We start from the raw sequence: 14,613 nt of genomic DNA on the forward strand, positions 1-14,613 counted from the left end.
ATTGTTAGATGTTTGAGTGCTTAATTTTTAAGAAAAAAGGTGGTACCGCGGAAATTATTCGTCCTTTGTAAAATAGACAAGGGACTTTTTTTTATAGGTAATTTGTCAATTTATTTTTCTAAGGTTTTAAGGGAGGAAGTTTTATGAAAAAATTATCGAGAAGTGAATTTTCACAAGTAAGTGTTATGCTATTTGCTATGTTTTTTGGTGCAGGAAATTTAATTTTTCCACCACTACTAGGCAACCAAGCAGGGACATTTTTGTGGCCAGCACTTTTAAGTTTTTCTATTACTGCAGTTTTGTTTCCTGTTCTTGGTTCTATTGCAGTTGGAAAAACTCGAGGACTTACAAATTTAGCTAATAGGGTTGGGCCAAAGTTTTCTATAGTTTTTACTTTAATCACTTTTTTTTCTATAGGACCAGGTCTTGGAATTCCTAGGGCAGGAAGTGTTCCTTTTGAACTTGCAATTGCCCCTTATATTCCTGCAAACATTAATTTAAATGCTGCTAGATTTATTTATACTCTAATATTTTTTGCTTTTGCCTTACTTGTTAGTTTAAAACCAAATGAACTAGTGGACAAAATGGGAAAATATTTAAGCCCTCTTCTACTTATATTAATAGCCTTTATGTTTTTTAGACTTTTATTTTTGCCAGCTAGTGTTGCAGATCCTGTTGGCGCCTACAAAACTAGTCCTATCGCCCAAGGATTTTTAAAAGGCTACGAAACTTTAGATGCAATAGCTGCTTTAAATTTTGGTTTGGTTATAGCTATGTCTATTTCTCAGCTTGGTATAGAAGATCAAAATGAAGTAACAAAATATACAGCTAAGGCTGGAATTGGCGCTGGAGCCTTATTATTTATTGTCTATGCCATGTTGTCTTTTTTAGGCCAAAGATCTTCAGCTACTTTAGTTGGCGTTGAAAATGGAGCTATAATTTTATCAGAAGCTGTAAGTTTGGCCTTAGGAAATTTTGGTATAGTTTTACTTGCAGTAATTTTTACTCTTGCTTGTTTAACAACTTGTATAGGTCTTATTACTTCAGGAGGAGATTACTTTTATAGACTTTTTAAAGAAAAAATTTCTTATAAAAGTTGGGTTATTATTTGGACCTTGTTCTCCTTTGTATTTGCAAACTTTGGTCTAAATAATTTGCTTGCTTATTCTGTTCCGTTACTGACTTTAATTTATCCTGTGTCTCTTTTATTAATTGTACTTGGAATAAGCCAAGACTATATAAAGTACCCAAGGCTTTCTTACCAAGTCGGAGCATTTTTAGCAGTGATTTTGCCTTTTATTAACTTGGCCAACTCTTATAATATAAAATTGCCGTTTTTAACTGCCTTTGAACAAGGCTTAAAGTTTTCCGATGTAGGCTTAAGTTGGATTTTGCCAACGACTTTTGCAGTTATTTTAGTTACTTTAATATATAAAGTCTTTTCTAGACAAGGCTCTAAGGTAAAAAGTGATTTGATATAAGTAGCTTAAAAAATTTGCTTTTGTCTATTAAGGGTATTAAGATAGAAGTAAAACTATATTAGGTGATTAAATGAAATTGTGGCTTGTTAGACATGGACAAACTGATTTAAATAAAGAAAAATTAATGCAGGGCCTAGTGGACCAACCTCTAAATGACTTTGGCAGAGACCAGGCGAGAAGAGTTGGAAGGCTTAAAGGCGACTTAGTCTTTGATGGAGTTTATGCATCTCCATTAAGTAGGGCAAAAGAAACAGCTTCGATTATTGCAGGCATTCCCATAGATGAAGTTAAAGTCGATCAGAGAATAATTGAAGTTGACTTTGGTCTTTATGACAAAAAGCCTTTTAAGAAACTCGGCCTAAAGATGTGGGCCTACTGGCTGCTTCCAGAAGTTTTTCCAAATCCAAAAACAGTTGAATCAATTAACTCGATGACTGAGAGAGCAGGAAGTTTTTTAAAAGATTTAGAAAAAAAGTCTTATGACAATGTACTAGTTGTCTGCCACGGAGGAATTATTCGCGCCTTGGCTGGTTATTTGGAAAACAAAAAAAATAAAATCAAGTGGCGCCCAAAACCAAAAAACTGCGAACTAAAAGTCTATAATTTCGAAAATGGCAAATGGACCTTTGAAAAATCAATTGTTGATGACAAATAAATATGGACACGAAAAAAGACCCAAGATCTGGGTCTTTTGTTTTGTGAGAAAGTTTTAAATTAACCGATACCACCTAAAATTGCTCCTAAAATTAAAGCAACTATACAAAGTGGTACGTAAACAAATTTTCCTAGGTTGTAGAAATAATTTCCAATTGGTTTGCCATCTTTTCTTCCTTGGTTAACTGCATTTAGGGCAAAGTCCTTGTCAGCAACCCAGAAGAACATAGCTCCTGCTAGGAAGGCTCCTAGTGGACAAATATAAATTGAAACAAAGTCCATCCACTCGCCAGTTATCTTTTGGATAAGAATTGCAACAACGCAACCTATGGCAAGTATTATGGCTGTAGATTTTATACGAGACATTCTAAATTCGTCTTGAAGAGTTGCAACTGATGCTTCGTATAGGTTTATAATTGAGCTTACTCCTGCAAATAAAACACAGACAAAGAAAATTATTCCAATTAGTGTTCCAGCAGGCATGCCGTTAATTACATTTACTAACCAAACAAACATTAGACCAGGGCCACCTTTTTCAAGGGGAGCTCCACCAGCTGCCATAGCAGGAATTATTACAAAGGCTGCAAGTAAGGCTGCCATAGTATCAAAGACTGCAACGTTTAAGGCAGACCTTGGAAGGTCTTCGTCTTTTGGCAAATATGATCCATAAATTACTGAGCCGTGGCCTGCAACTGAAAGTGAGAAGAAGGCTTGGCCAAAGGCAAAGATCCAAAGCATTGGGTCAGATAGCCTTGATGGGTCTAGGGTAAAGATATATTTGTATCCATTAGCTGCTCCAGGTAGGGTTGCTATATAAATAGCTAGACCTACAAAGAGGAAGAATAAAATAGGCATCATAATCTTATTGGCCTTTTCAATTCCATTAGAAACTCCCATTGACATTATTATAAAGGTAACGACAATGGCAACAATGATCCAAGGAACATTATCTACTGCAACTTGGTCAAAGGTTCCGCCAATTACGTTCATGTCTTGGCCCATGGCTATAAGTTTTCCTGTAAAGGACATGGCTGTGTATTTAAAAATCCATCCCATTACAACTGTGTAGCCAATTGCTAGGGCAAGGGAGCCTAAAATTGGAATGGCACCAATTAACTCTCCAGGTCTACTTTTTCCAGATCTTACTGCTGTACAAGTTCCAAAGGCACCAATTGGGCCAGCGCCAGTTGATCTTCCTAGGGCAAATTCTTCTATAACTCCTGTTGATCCAATTAAAATTACACATAGGAAATAAGGAATTAAAAAGTCCATGCCTCCCCAAAGGGAAACCATTATTGGGAACCTCCAAATATTTCCCATACCAACTGCTGAGCCTATACAGGCAAGGATAAAGCCCCACTTACTAGTAAAGCCATCACGGTTTTGTATATTATTATTTTCCATAAGCATCCTCCGTTATGGTTTTTTAAAAATAAGGACAACTCAAATTGCGAATTGTCCTTATTCAAAATTTTATTTTTTAATTTATTTGTCTTCGTTTGGATATGGCTCTAAGAAAGCGTGGAAGTGACGCATTGGTAAATTGTGTCCCCAAACAATTCTCATGTTTGGAATATTTTCACGGTCTTCATAAAGAGCTTTTACAGCAGCTATTACATAGTCAAGGTGCTCTTGAGTAAGTCTACTTCTATCAAGGGCAAAACGAACTACGTTAGCAGTTTCAGCTTGTTGTTCTGGAGTCTTTAGGTCGTATTCCATAGAATAATTTCCTAGTTCTGCTGTTCTAATTCCATATCTTCTTAGTAATTCAATTGAGAAACCTTGGCCAGCAAAAGTAAGTGGTCCACGTTTGTTGTCAAAGAATTCGTCCATGTTAATATAAACGGCGTGGCCACCTGCAGGAAGAACAACTCCCTTTACTCCAGCTTTGTAGAAACCTTGGGCTAGGTATTCGCATTGACTTACACGATTGTGCATATAGTTAAAGTCACAAGATTCATATAGGCCAACAGCTAAGGCCATAATGTCTCTACCTGACATTCCACCATAAGAGTCGTTACCATAGCAAGAAATTTGTTTAACTTTAAGTCTAACACCTACGTCCATTTTCATTGAACCGTCTTCGTTAAAGTCAGAGAATTTTTGCCAGAATAGACCCTTGTCACGGAAGGCAAGCATACCGCCCATGTTAGAGTGGCCGTCTTTTTTAGCTGACATACAGAAGCCGTCACAGTAGGAGAACATTTCTGTAGCAATTTCTGCAATTGATTTATCTTCGTAACCTTCTTCGTTCATCTTAATAAAGTAGGCGTTTTCTGCCCATCTAGCTACGTCAAAAATTAGTGGTATTTCATATTTGTGGGCAACTCTATTTATTTCTCTAAGATTTCCCATAGAAACTGGTTGGCCACAAATTGTGTTGTTAGTAATTGTTGTAAAAACTAGAGGAACATTTTCTGGTCCAAGTTTTGTAATAAGTTCTTCTAATTTTTCTATATCCATATTTCCTTTAAATGGATTCTTTTCGTATTTTCCACCTTCAGGAATTTCATAAAGTAGTTCTTTGTTATAAAGATTTCTTGGGATAGATCCCATTTGTTTAATGTTTCCTTCAGTTGTGTCAAAGTGTCCGTTAGATGGAATTGTAAATACTTTTCCTGGATGACGTTCGTTTAAAATGTTTCTAACAATTTCCATTAAAACAGATTCAGCTGCACGGCCTTGTTGGATAATAAAGGCATTAGGTCTTTCCATTTGAGCAGCTCCGCCATTAAATAGGCCACCTTCGTATTCGCATAGGTACATTTCGTCCATCATTTTTTCAACATCTCTACAGTCAGTGCGAACTAGGTCAATAACTTTTTTCCAATTCTTTTCGCCACCACGTTCGAAAATGTCTCTAAAAGTATCAAGTAGTACATAATAACCAGTGTTTCTACCATAGGCTTCGTCGCCATAGAATAGGGCAGCCCATTGGGTGTTGGTCATTGCAGTTGTACCAGAGTCAGAAAGCATATCAACAGTTAACATAGCTGCTGGGAAGGCAAACTCGTTGTAGTGAGTAGCCTTAAGTGCTCTTTCTCTTTGTTCCAAACTTACACTTGGTAAATCTCTTACGGCAAATGTAAAATGGGTTGGTGCGGGAACGTTTAATTTGTATTTTTCAGTCATACTATTACCTCCTTAAAGCTAAGCTTTGTGCATTTGAGATACCCCGGTTATCACAAATTGTTTCCCAGACAAAATGTGACTAGCGGACAGTAAAAACTATCAGGGCAAGGCAAAGAGGAAATCCTTTGCATATCGCCTAAAATTATTATAATTGTTAAAAAAGTAAAAGTCAATTATAGAAAAATACATTTGCTTTAGATTTTTAAAGGCTGAAACTTTAGAATTAAAAAATTATTTTAAAAGAGCGCAAAACTAAGGGGAATTATGAATAATAAAAGAAAATTTTATAAAAACTTCATTACTTCTTGTTTAAAATCTTAAATTGTGGTATAAATTACAATGTTAATAATTTTATGGAGGAAAGTATGAAAAAGAATTTTTACAAAGTGTTAGCACTTTTAATGGTTTTCATGGTAGTTTTAACTGCTTGTGGAACTAAAGATGCTAACGAAGCTGAAAAACCAGCTGAAACACCAGCTGAAGCAACTGAAGAAAAAGTTGAACAAGCTGAAGAACAAACAGAAGAAGAAGTTGAAGAAGCTAACTTCGATGGTAGAACATTAAATGTAGTAGCAACTAGCGAATCTTATGTTCCACTATTTGATAAGTTCACTGAAAAAACAGGAGCAAAGGTAGAATTTTTATCTATGTCTTCTGGTGAAGTTCTAGCTAGAACAGAAGCTGAAGGAAAATCAATGGCAGACCTATGGTTTGGCGGCGGTCTTGATGCTTTTATGGCAGCTAGGGACAAAGGACTTTTAGAAAACCACACATCTGAAATGACTGAAGTTGTTCCAGCTGACTACAAGGATGCTGATGGAGCATTTATTGCTAAGGGACTTACAGTTGTTGGTTTTATTGTAAACGACGAACTTATGAAAGAACAAAATCTTCCAATGCCAAAAACTTGGGAAGATTTAACTGACCCAGTTTACGAACACAACATCATTATGTCAAACCCAGCTATTTCAGGAACTAACTATGCAGCTCTTAAGGGCCTACTTGACCTTTATGGAGAAGAAAAAGGTTGGGAAATTTTTGAAGGCATTAATAAGAACATCGACTTCTATTCAAAACGTGGTAAGGACCCTCAAGAAAAAACAGCCCAAGGCGAATTTGCAATTGGTATTATTCCAGCTGACAAAAAAGCCTTTGACGTTGCAAAAGATAACGGTCTAACAGTTATCTATCCAGAAGATGGTATTCCATGGGTTCCAGAAGGAGTTGCAATTTTCAAGGGATCAGAAAATGCTGACATTGCTAAGGCCTTCATCGACTTTATGTTAACTGAAGAAGCCCAAGAAATGATCGCTGAAATTGACGGCAAAGATTCTGCTCAACTTATTGTACCAGGAGTTAATGGTTTTGACCTAGGCCTTCCAGCTGACAAGCTTGTAAAAGAAGACCTATCAACTTTCGGTTCTGATAGAGAAAGAATCCTAGAAAGATTTAACGAACTTTCATCAGGAAAAACTGTAGAATAAAATTTAAATTTTTAAAGTGGGGCCAAGGAGCTCCACTTTTTTTACATAATCAAAGAAATATTTATTCAAATAGGCTATAATTATATAAGAGAAATTTTAAGGATGATTTTATGAAGAAAGTTAAAGCAGTAAATATTTTAGATTTTTTTGTGGCCTTGTCGCTGGCGAGCCTAGTTATAATTTTTATCCTCCTACCTTTTTTAAGTGTCTTTAAGGAGAGTTTTTTTGTTGACGGATCTTTTAGTCTTAATTACTATAAGGAAATTTTAGCAAATAAGACTTTGCTTACTAATACTTTTAAGATGGGAATTTTAACTACGATTTTTGCCTGTATATCTGCTACCTGTGTTGCGATTTTTTATTTTTTATCAGGCAAGAAGACCCAGGCCTTTATAATTGGAATTTTGTCTCTCACTTTAATTAGCCCGCCTTTTGTTTCGTCACTTTCCTATATAAGTCTCTTTGGTCGTAGGGGATTAATTACTTACAGGCTTTTAGGTTTAAATATTTATCCCTATGGCATGTGGGGAGTTGTCTTTATGCAAGTCTTATCCGACCTTTCACTTAACAGTTTGCTTTTAATTGGATTTTTACAGGCTTTAGATTTAAATGTTATCAATTCAGCAAGAAGTCTTGGGGCTACAACTGACAATATTATTTTAGATATAATTATTCCATCGATGAGAAATGGTCTTAAGGCAGTTGGCCTTTTAAGTTTTTTTAGGTCTCTGTCAGATTTTGGAACTCCAGCTATAATTGGCGGAAGATTTTCCGTTCTCTCATTAGAATCTTATTTTGAAGTTATAGCAAATGGAAACTTATCCAAGGCGGCAGCAATGAATGTAGTAATTTTACTGCCAACTCTTTTAATTTATTTAATTTTTTCCAAGGACATAAATTCTACAAGCCTGGCCCAACACAACAGGTCCAGAAGCAATCAAGTTGATTTGAAAAAATCTGGTTTGGTCTACTATTTTGTTTCAATTCTGGCAATATTTTTTATTCTCTGGATCCTAAGTCTTTATGGGTCAATAATTTTAACAGCCTTTTCAAAAATGAAGCTGGGAAAACTTGTCTTTACCTTAGATAACTTTAGAGAAACTAAGTTTTTTATAGGCGATGTAGTTTATAGGTCAATAGCTTATTCGTTAATTTCAGCTGTTGGCGGATCTCTTCTTGGACTTTTAATTGGCTATTATTTAATTATTAGAAAAAATAAATTTATGAAGGTCATCGACCTTATTGCAAACCTACCCTATATAATTCCAGGAACTTTTTTTGGCCTAGGCTATCTGCTATTTTTTAGATCTCCACCAATAGCCATTACTGGAACTTCTGCCATTGTTGTTTTAAATGTGCTTTTTAAACAGCTGCCATTTTCAACTAGGGTCCAAAACGCAGCAATGAAAGATGTTGATAAAAATACTTTAAATTCAATTAGGGACCTAGGTGGATCTTATGTAAACGAGTTAGTTGACGGAGTTCTTCCAATGACTAAATCAGCTATAATGGTAACTATGATTAACGCCTTTACTACAACTATGACAACAGTTGGGACAATAATCTTTTTAGTCTATCCAGGCAGGAAGGTCCTAACCCTAGTTATGTTTGATGTTATCCAATCAGGCAAGTACAACATCGGTTCAGTAATTGCCTTTTATATAATTTTAATTTGTCTGGCCTTTAATATTCTATTGAGATTTTTAATGGGCGACTGGCTAGAAAAATTTAGAGGAAGAAAGAGGGATTTTAATGTTTCTTGAAATAAAAAATATGTCAAAAAAATACGGCGACAAATACGCCATAAGGGATATTAATTTTTCCCTAGAAGAAGGAAAATTTTTGTGCCTTCTTGGTCCATCTGGATCGGGAAAGTCCACTATCCTCCACTCAATTGGAGGTTTTATCCACCACGAGGGCCAGGTCTTCTTAGATGGCCAGGATATTACAAGACAGTCACCAGAAGACAGAGACGTTTCAACAGTCTTTCAATCTTACGGCCTCTTTCCCCATATGACAGTGGAAAAAAATGTGGCCTATGGCCTGAAATTTAAAAACAGGTCAGACTCAAAAGCAAAAAGACACAAAGAAGCCAGAGAAATTTTAGAAATTGTCGGCCTTAAGGGCTACGAAAACAGGTATCCAAGTGAACTGTCTGGAGGAGAAAAACAAAGGGTGGCCCTTGCTAGGTCTCTTATAGTTAAACCAAAACTCCTACTAATGGACGAGCCCCTTTCTGCTCTTGATGCAAAACTTAGGGACCAAATGCAGGTTGAAATTAGAAGGATTCAGAGGGAATTTAATATAACTACAATTTTTGTAACCCACGACCAAAAAGAGGCCTTTGTAATGGCAGATGAAATTATAATCTTAGACCAGGGAAGAATTGTAAACCAAGGCAGGCCAGACGAAATTTATAACCAGCCAAAAAATTCCTTTACCCTAGACTTTATTGGTCAAAAAAATTTCATTGGCGACTCCTACGTTAGACCAGAGAAAATTGAATTTGCAGATGATGGAGAAGACTTTGAAATTAAAGACCTGACCTTCTTTGGACCTACTATAGAATTAAAAATAGAAAACCAAGACAAGAAGTTAAAAATGTTAGTTTTAAACCAAGACTTTTCTTACAAGGTCGGAGACAAAGTTAAAGTAAAATACAAAGAGGAGCATATAAATGAAAATCCTACATGTACTGACCCAGCTTCCTGCTAAAACTGGATCGGGAGTTTATTTTAGCAACTTAATTGAATCGTTAAATAATTTAGGCGTAGAAAATGCGGCGATTTATGGCTACGAAGAAGGTCATGAAGTTAGGGTCAAGGCAGATTTAATTGATGAGGTTATCTACGATACAAAGGACCTTCCCTTTCATATTTGTGGCATGAGCGACCTAATGCCTTACGAGTCTACAATTTATTCAAAGATGACAGAAGCTGAGATTGACATGCTGTTAGGAGCCTTTGAAGAGAAACTTTTAAAGATGAAGGAGACCTTTAAACCTGATCTTGTTATTTCTCACCATTTATTTTTAGTAACTGACTTAGTTAGAAGGGTCTTTCCTAAGGCAAAAGTCGTTGGCATCTCTCACGGAACTGATATTCGCCAAATAAAAAAATGCCAGCACTTCCTTCACAGGTTAGAAAATTTAAAGGACTTGGATTTGGTTTTGACAGTAACTTCAGCTGAAGACCAGGCCATGGTAGAGCTTTTAAAAATTGATCCTTCAAAAATACGTTTGGTAGGCGGCGGCTATAATCAAAATGTCTTTTATCCATCTAAGGAGAAAAGAGCTTCTGACAAGATTATAATTATGTATGCAGGAAAAATTTCTCCATCTAAGGGAGTTTTTGAACTTGCATCAACTGTGCCCCTACTAGCTGAGGCCAATAAAAATATTGAAGTCCACCTAGTAGGAAATGCCAGCGAAGAAGACAAGAAAATCTTAAGAGCAAATGCTAAGAACTTAGAAAATTTAAAAATCTACGACGCAGAAAACCAAGTAATAATGGCCAATCACTTGAGATGCGCAGATATTTTTGTTCTGCCATCTTATTTTGAAGCTCTAGGCCTAATTGCAATTGAAGCCCTTGCCTGTCACAAATTTGCAGTGACTTCTCAAATTGAAGGACTAAAAACTCTCCTAGGACCAGACCTTTGTTCTAGTGGCATAATTGAATTTGTAGATCTGCCAAGAATTATAAATGTAGACCAGGCAGTGGAAGAGGACAAGCCAGCCTATGTTAAAAGACTGGTAGAAAAAATTCTCCTCCAAGTTTCAAGACTGGACAAAGAAATATTTACAGAAGAAATCAACCAGGCAATTTATTGCTATTCCTGGGACCACATTGGCAAGAGAATTTTTGAAATAATTAAATAGGAAAGCAAAGATGTTCAGAAGTGGACATCTTTTTTATTTTAATAGCAAGATTTTAAAATTTTAAGAAAGTTTAAAAATCAAAGTTTAAAAATTTGTAAAAATAAAAGTCGCCTTTTATTAGTTTTTTTAAAAGGAAACCAGGGATTTATAGAAAAATTAAATAGATAAGCCATATACTTAAATTAAATTTATATATATTGAGATTTATAGATTGTTATTATAAAATCAAAGTGAGATATTTATACTAGGAGGCCAAGGATGTATTACTTTGACAATGCTGCCACAACAAAGATAAAACCAGACTCAGTTATTGCTGCAGTTGTTGATGCTATGAAAAATTCTGGCAATGCCTCTAGGGGAGCGTCAGATGAAAGTCTGTCTGCTGATAGAATTGTTTTTTCCTGTAGAAGAAAGATAAACGCACTTTTTAATGGCGACGGACCTAAACAAGTTGCCTTTACAAAAAATTCTACTGAGGCTTTAAATGTAGCCTTACTTGGCCTAATAAAAGAAGACGACCATGTTATTACAACTGTGACAGACCACAATTCTGTTTTAAGGCCCTTAAACTTTTTAAAGATAAGTAGAAATATTAGCCTAGATTATCTTGGCATTGACCCAGAAGGTCACTTGCTTTTAGACCAATTAGAAGATTTGAAAAAAGCAAATACTAGGGTCCTAGTAGCAAATCACATTTCAAATGTAACTGGCAATATTAATGACTTGTACAGACTTGGAGACTTTTGTAAGAAAGAGGGAATTATTTTTATTGTAGATGGGTCTCAAAGTGCTGGCGCCTTTAATATTGACATGGAAGCTATGAATATTGACGTCTTTTGCTTTACTGGCCACAAGTCCTTGTACGGACCTCAAGGAACAGGAGGCCTTTGTGTGAAGAAAAATATAAGTATCGATCCACTTTTATATGGAGGTACAGGAGTTCAAACTTATTATGAACTTCAGCCAGAAGAAATGCCAACTAGACTTGAAGCTGGAACTTTAAATTCCCACGGCCTAGCTGGTCTCGAAGCAGGGCTTACTTATATTAAGGACCAAGGCATGGAAAAGTTAACAGAAAGAGCTCAAAAGATTGCTAAAAATTTTTATGAGGGGATCAAAGACCTTCCTTCCATAAAATTTTTTGGAGACTACTCAGATTTTTCAAAAAGAGCTCCAATTGTCAGCTTTAATCTTGGGAAAATAGATTCGGCCTATGTGTCTATGGTCCTTGCAGACAAGTATAAAATCTCTACCAGGCCAGGAGGTCACTGTGCGCCTTTATTGCACAAAAGTTTTAAAACTGTAGACCAGGGAATGGTTCGCTTTAGTTTTTCCCACTTTAATACTAAAGAAGAAGTTGAAATAGCCATCCAGGCTATAAGAGAAATCTCAAAAGAAGAAGTAGGTTTTTAAATGGATTTTTTTGAAAAGAAAAAAGGTTTATTTGTCATAGGTTTATTAGTTGGACTTGGAGCAGCAATCCTTGCATACTTTGGCAACCCAAAGAACATGGCATTTTGTATAGCTTGTTTTATTAGAGATACAGCAGGAGCCATGCATTTGCATTCAGCTGAAGCAGTCCAATACTTTAGACCAGAAATTGTTGGAATGATTTTAGGAGCCTTTTGTTTATCACTTGTAAACAAAGAATTTAGATCAATGGGAGGATCATCTCCTGTTATTAGATTTGTCCTAGGCTTTATAATGGTAGTGTGTGCCCTAGTATTTTTAGGCTGCCCACTTAGAATGGTACTTAGAATGTCAGCTGGAGATATTTCTGCTTATGTTGGCCTAATAGGATTTGCAGCAGGAGTTTATGTTGGAGTATTATTTTTGAAAAAAGGTTTTTCACTTGGAAGAGCTTATCCAACTAAACAAGGAAACGGCTATGCCTTTCCACTTATAACTCTATTTGCCTTTATCCTAGTTCTTGCCGTCCCACAATTATTTGCCTTTTCTGAAAAGGGACCAGGTAGCATGAGAGCACCAATGCTTGCATCACTTGTTATCGGACTAATAGTTGGAGCTTTAGCTCAAAAAAGCAGAATGTGTTTTGCAGGATCACTTAGAGACATATTTTTACTAAAAGACTTTAGCCTAATTTCAATAATCGGTGGAATCTTTGTTGTAATGACTATTTTCAATATTGCAACAGGTAACTTTAAGTTTGTAGCCTTTGGACCAGTTGCCCATGCCCAAACCCTTTGGAACATTTTATCAATGTTTGCAGTTGGTTTAGCTGCAGTATTATTAGGCGGCTGTCCACTAAGACAAATTATTTTAGCAGCATCAGGATCAGCTGACTCAGTTGTAACTTTCTTAGGAATGTTTGTTGGCGCAGCCTTTGCCCACAACTTCTCTCTAGCAGCATCACCAGCAGCTGCAGCAACTGCAGAAAAAGCAGCATCAATAGGTGGACCTGGACCTAATGGAAAGATTTTTGTAATTTTTTCAATTATAGTCCTACTAGCAATTGGCTTTTGGGGCCAAAAGAAAGAAAGCACAGAAGCTTAGAAGGAGAAGAAAATGAAAGAATTAGATGTTAGAGGCCTATCTTGCCCACAACCAGTTTTAATGGTAAAAGAAGCCCTTGAAGGCGGAAACGATGAGCTAAAAGTTTTAGTAAGCGAAGCTCATGTAGTAAAAAATATTAAGAAGGCTGTTGAGCCACTTGGAAAAAAAGTTGATCTTGTAGAAGATGGCTTAGACTTTGTTCTAACCATTAAATAATGGAAAAATATTTATACGTCGCCTTCCATGTCACAGCAGATGCCATAGCCACAGAAGCGATAATGGCAGAAAAAGATCTTTACGGCAAATTGGTCCCAGTACCAAGAAGCCTATCAGCAGGCTGCGGCACAGCATGGAGAGGAAGACCTTCAGACGAAGAAGTAACAAAAAAATTACTTGAAGCAAATGATATAGAGTGGGAACAAATTAAAGTTTTATAATAAAATGGCACTAGTTGAGAAGCTAGTGTCATTTTTTAGTTGGATTGAGGAAAGAATGGTATAATAGAAATATAAAAGGGAAGGGTAAAAGTGAAGATTAAGTTATTCGATAGAGTAAAATTAAAAGATGGCCGTGAAGGAGACATAATGGAAATCTATGGAGACCAAGAAGCATTTGAGGTAACACTTGGTGATTTTGGTCGTTGGTACGATGAGACTATTGAATATGACCAGATAGAAAAAGTTATTTATCCAGGAAAAAAAGGAGAATAAAATGGTAAGTGAAAAAATAATGGCCAAGTGTGTTGGCAAGAAGATAAAAATAACATTACTTGATGACTCAACTGTGGAAACTTTTTGTGAACAATTTATTAGAAAAGAAGATGATGAAGATGAAGCTATGTTGTTTTTACCTAATAGTCTTGCTGCACTACAATCAGAAATAAAATCAATTAAAATACTTGAATAAGAACCGACTAAAGAGGAATTAAAATGACAGAATATGGCAGAAGTGGCCTTCCAATAGAATTTGAAGAGGAAGAAGCAAAAATAGTGGATGCGTATTTTGCAGATGACAATGAGCAAGGAAATCTTGAAGAGTATGTAATTAAACATGCATCTCCTGGGCTTTTAAAGGCCAGAAGTAAGAGAGATAAGTATTATGCCAAGATGAAGAAAAAAGGAGCGATTATAAATTAACATTGCTAACAAGCACCAACTAAAAATTAGTTAGGTGTTTTTATTTTGCAAATAATTTTAAATTAAATCCAAGAAAAAAAGAGATAACTTTATCAGTCATCTCTTAAAATGGTGTTCGTGGCGGGAGTCGAACCCACGGCCTTTCGCTTAGGAGGCGAACGCTCTATCCAGCTGAGCTACACAAACATATTTTGTTTTTATTACCTATTTATAATACTTAAAACTTAGTCCTTTGTCAAATGTAAATTCTAGGTAAAGGCTGGCTTATTTTAATAAGATCATCCATTTGTGGGTATATATTTAATAGAATTTATCTAAATGTTTTTGAGAGG

General features: G+C 35.9%; 15 protein-coding genes, 1 tRNA gene and 1 other annotated feature (1 of these 17 running past the window's edge). Of the genes, 13 read left to right on the forward strand and 3 right to left on the reverse strand.

Going from position 1 to position 14,613, the window contains the following annotated elements; translation table 11 throughout:
• Positions 1–69, forward strand: a binding site (T-box leader); it begins 154 nt to the left of the window's first position.
• A 74-nt stretch (positions 70–143) separates the two neighbouring features.
• Positions 144–1,481 (forward strand): branched-chain amino acid transport system II carrier protein, encoded by a 1,338-nt coding sequence (gene brnQ / locus BN2667_RS00885; protein ID WP_054251462.1) that lies wholly within the window; start codon positions 144–146, stop codon positions 1,479–1,481.
• A gap of 70 nt (positions 1,482–1,551) precedes the next feature.
• Entirely contained in the window at positions 1,552–2,136 is a 585-nt protein-coding gene (locus BN2667_RS00890) for a histidine phosphatase family protein (RefSeq protein ID WP_054251463.1), read from the forward strand.
• Between the two features lie 59 nt (positions 2,137–2,195).
• Here the strand turns inward: BN2667_RS00890 and BN2667_RS00895 are convergent, their stop codons facing one another.
• Together BN2667_RS00895 and BN2667_RS00900 are read right to left on the reverse strand one after the other, a co-directional pair.
• Positions 2,196–3,539: a sodium-dependent transporter gene (locus BN2667_RS00895; RefSeq protein ID WP_054251464.1), complete on the reverse strand. Its 1,344-nt coding sequence runs from the start codon at positions 3,537–3,539 to the stop codon at positions 2,196–2,198.
• Positions 3,540–3,620: 81 nt separating this feature from the next.
• Positions 3,621–5,267: a tryptophanase gene (locus BN2667_RS00900; protein WP_054251465.1), complete on the reverse strand. Its 1,647-nt coding sequence runs from the start codon at positions 5,265–5,267 to the stop codon at positions 3,621–3,623.
• 365 nt (positions 5,268–5,632) lie between these two features.
• Between BN2667_RS00900 and BN2667_RS00905 the strand changes: the two genes are divergently transcribed.
• From BN2667_RS00905 to BN2667_RS00950, 11 genes are all read left to right on the forward strand, one after another.
• Positions 5,633–6,751, forward strand: a complete 1,119-nt coding sequence (locus tag BN2667_RS00905) for an ABC transporter substrate-binding protein (protein ID WP_054251466.1) — start codon at positions 5,633–5,635, stop codon at positions 6,749–6,751.
• A 110-nt stretch (positions 6,752–6,861) separates the two neighbouring features.
• Complete coding sequence (locus BN2667_RS00910) at positions 6,862–8,514, forward strand: ABC transporter permease (RefSeq protein ID WP_054251467.1); 1,653 nt, start codon at positions 6,862–6,864, stop codon at positions 8,512–8,514.
• Positions 8,504–9,466 carry an ABC transporter ATP-binding protein gene (locus BN2667_RS00915; protein ID WP_054251468.1) on the forward strand — a complete coding sequence of 321 codons (963 nt, stop codon included), beginning with the start codon at positions 8,504–8,506 and terminating at the stop codon, positions 9,464–9,466. Before BN2667_RS00910 ends, BN2667_RS00915 begins: the two co-directional genes overlap by 11 nt.
• A complete protein-coding gene (locus BN2667_RS00920; protein ID WP_054251469.1) occupies positions 9,429–10,631 on the forward strand; it encodes a glycosyltransferase family 4 protein in 1,203 nt (400 codons plus the stop codon). The genes BN2667_RS00915 and BN2667_RS00920 overlap by 38 nt, the downstream gene beginning before the upstream one ends.
• Before the next feature lie 258 nt (positions 10,632–10,889).
• Complete coding sequence (locus tag BN2667_RS00925) at positions 10,890–12,044, forward strand: aminotransferase class V-fold PLP-dependent enzyme (protein WP_054251470.1); 1,155 nt, start codon at positions 10,890–10,892, stop codon at positions 12,042–12,044.
• Complete coding sequence (gene yedE / locus BN2667_RS00930; RefSeq protein WP_054251471.1) at positions 12,045–13,145, forward strand: YedE family putative selenium transporter; 1,101 nt, start codon at positions 12,045–12,047, stop codon at positions 13,143–13,145.
• Between the two features lie 12 nt (positions 13,146–13,157).
• Positions 13,158–13,361, forward strand: a complete 204-nt coding sequence (locus BN2667_RS00935) for a sulfurtransferase TusA family protein (protein ID WP_054251472.1) — start codon at positions 13,158–13,160, stop codon at positions 13,359–13,361.
• Positions 13,361–13,582, forward strand: coding sequence for a putative Se/S carrier protein (locus BN2667_RS00940; RefSeq protein ID WP_054251473.1), 222 nt, complete (start codon positions 13,361–13,363; stop codon positions 13,580–13,582). The genes BN2667_RS00935 and BN2667_RS00940 overlap by 1 nt, the downstream gene beginning before the upstream one ends.
• A 147-nt stretch (positions 13,583–13,729) precedes the next feature.
• On the forward strand, positions 13,730–13,855 hold the full coding sequence (locus tag BN2667_RS09535; RefSeq protein WP_278308119.1) for a hypothetical protein: 126 nt from the start codon (positions 13,730–13,732) through the stop codon (positions 13,853–13,855).
• Between the two features lies 1 nt (position 13,856).
• Positions 13,857–14,051 carry a hypothetical protein gene (locus tag BN2667_RS00945; RefSeq protein ID WP_054251474.1) on the forward strand — a complete coding sequence of 65 codons (195 nt, stop codon included), beginning with the start codon at positions 13,857–13,859 and terminating at the stop codon, positions 14,049–14,051.
• A gap of 23 nt (positions 14,052–14,074) precedes the next feature.
• On the forward strand, positions 14,075–14,281 hold the full coding sequence (locus BN2667_RS00950) for a hypothetical protein (protein ID WP_054251475.1): 207 nt from the start codon (positions 14,075–14,077) through the stop codon (positions 14,279–14,281).
• Positions 14,282–14,390: 109 nt separating this feature from the next.
• Here the strand turns inward: BN2667_RS00950 and BN2667_RS00955 are convergent.
• A tRNA-Arg gene (locus BN2667_RS00955) sits at positions 14,391–14,467 on the reverse strand.
• Positions 14,468–14,613: the final 146 nt, after the last annotated feature.

Origin of the sequence: Neofamilia massiliensis, assembly GCF_001299475.1 — a bacterium.
GTDB classification, from domain to species: domain Bacteria; phylum Bacillota; class Clostridia; order Tissierellales; family Peptoniphilaceae; genus Neofamilia; species Neofamilia massiliensis.

Coding starts and splice junctions, on each gene's coding strand:
- BN2667_RS00900 (WP_054251465.1), bottom strand. CDS start 5,267: ATGACTGAAAAATACAAATTAAACGTTCCCGCACCAACCCATTTTACA.
- brnQ (WP_054251462.1), top strand. CDS start 144: ATGAAAAAATTATCGAGAAGTGAATTTTCACAAGTAAGTGTTATGCTA.
- BN2667_RS00950 (WP_054251475.1), top strand. CDS start 14,075: ATGACAGAATATGGCAGAAGTGGCCTTCCAATAGAATTTGAAGAGGAA.
- BN2667_RS00895 (WP_054251464.1), bottom strand. CDS start 3,539: ATGGAAAATAATAATATACAAAACCGTGATGGCTTTACTAGTAAGTGG.
- BN2667_RS00940 (WP_054251473.1), top strand. CDS start 13,361: ATGGAAAAATATTTATACGTCGCCTTCCATGTCACAGCAGATGCCATA.
- yedE (WP_054251471.1), top strand. CDS start 12,045: ATGGATTTTTTTGAAAAGAAAAAAGGTTTATTTGTCATAGGTTTATTA.
- BN2667_RS00890 (WP_054251463.1), top strand. CDS start 1,552: ATGAAATTGTGGCTTGTTAGACATGGACAAACTGATTTAAATAAAGAA.
- BN2667_RS00925 (WP_054251470.1), top strand. CDS start 10,890: ATGTATTACTTTGACAATGCTGCCACAACAAAGATAAAACCAGACTCA.
- BN2667_RS00945 (WP_054251474.1), top strand. CDS start 13,857: ATGGTAAGTGAAAAAATAATGGCCAAGTGTGTTGGCAAGAAGATAAAA.
- BN2667_RS00920 (WP_054251469.1), top strand. CDS start 9,429: ATGAAAATCCTACATGTACTGACCCAGCTTCCTGCTAAAACTGGATCG.
- BN2667_RS00935 (WP_054251472.1), top strand. CDS start 13,158: ATGAAAGAATTAGATGTTAGAGGCCTATCTTGCCCACAACCAGTTTTA.
- BN2667_RS09535 (WP_278308119.1), top strand. CDS start 13,730: ATGGAAATCTATGGAGACCAAGAAGCATTTGAGGTAACACTTGGTGAT.
- BN2667_RS00915 (WP_054251468.1), top strand. CDS start 8,504: ATGTTTCTTGAAATAAAAAATATGTCAAAAAAATACGGCGACAAATAC.
- BN2667_RS00905 (WP_054251466.1), top strand. CDS start 5,633: ATGAAAAAGAATTTTTACAAAGTGTTAGCACTTTTAATGGTTTTCATG.
- BN2667_RS00910 (WP_054251467.1), top strand. CDS start 6,862: ATGAAGAAAGTTAAAGCAGTAAATATTTTAGATTTTTTTGTGGCCTTG.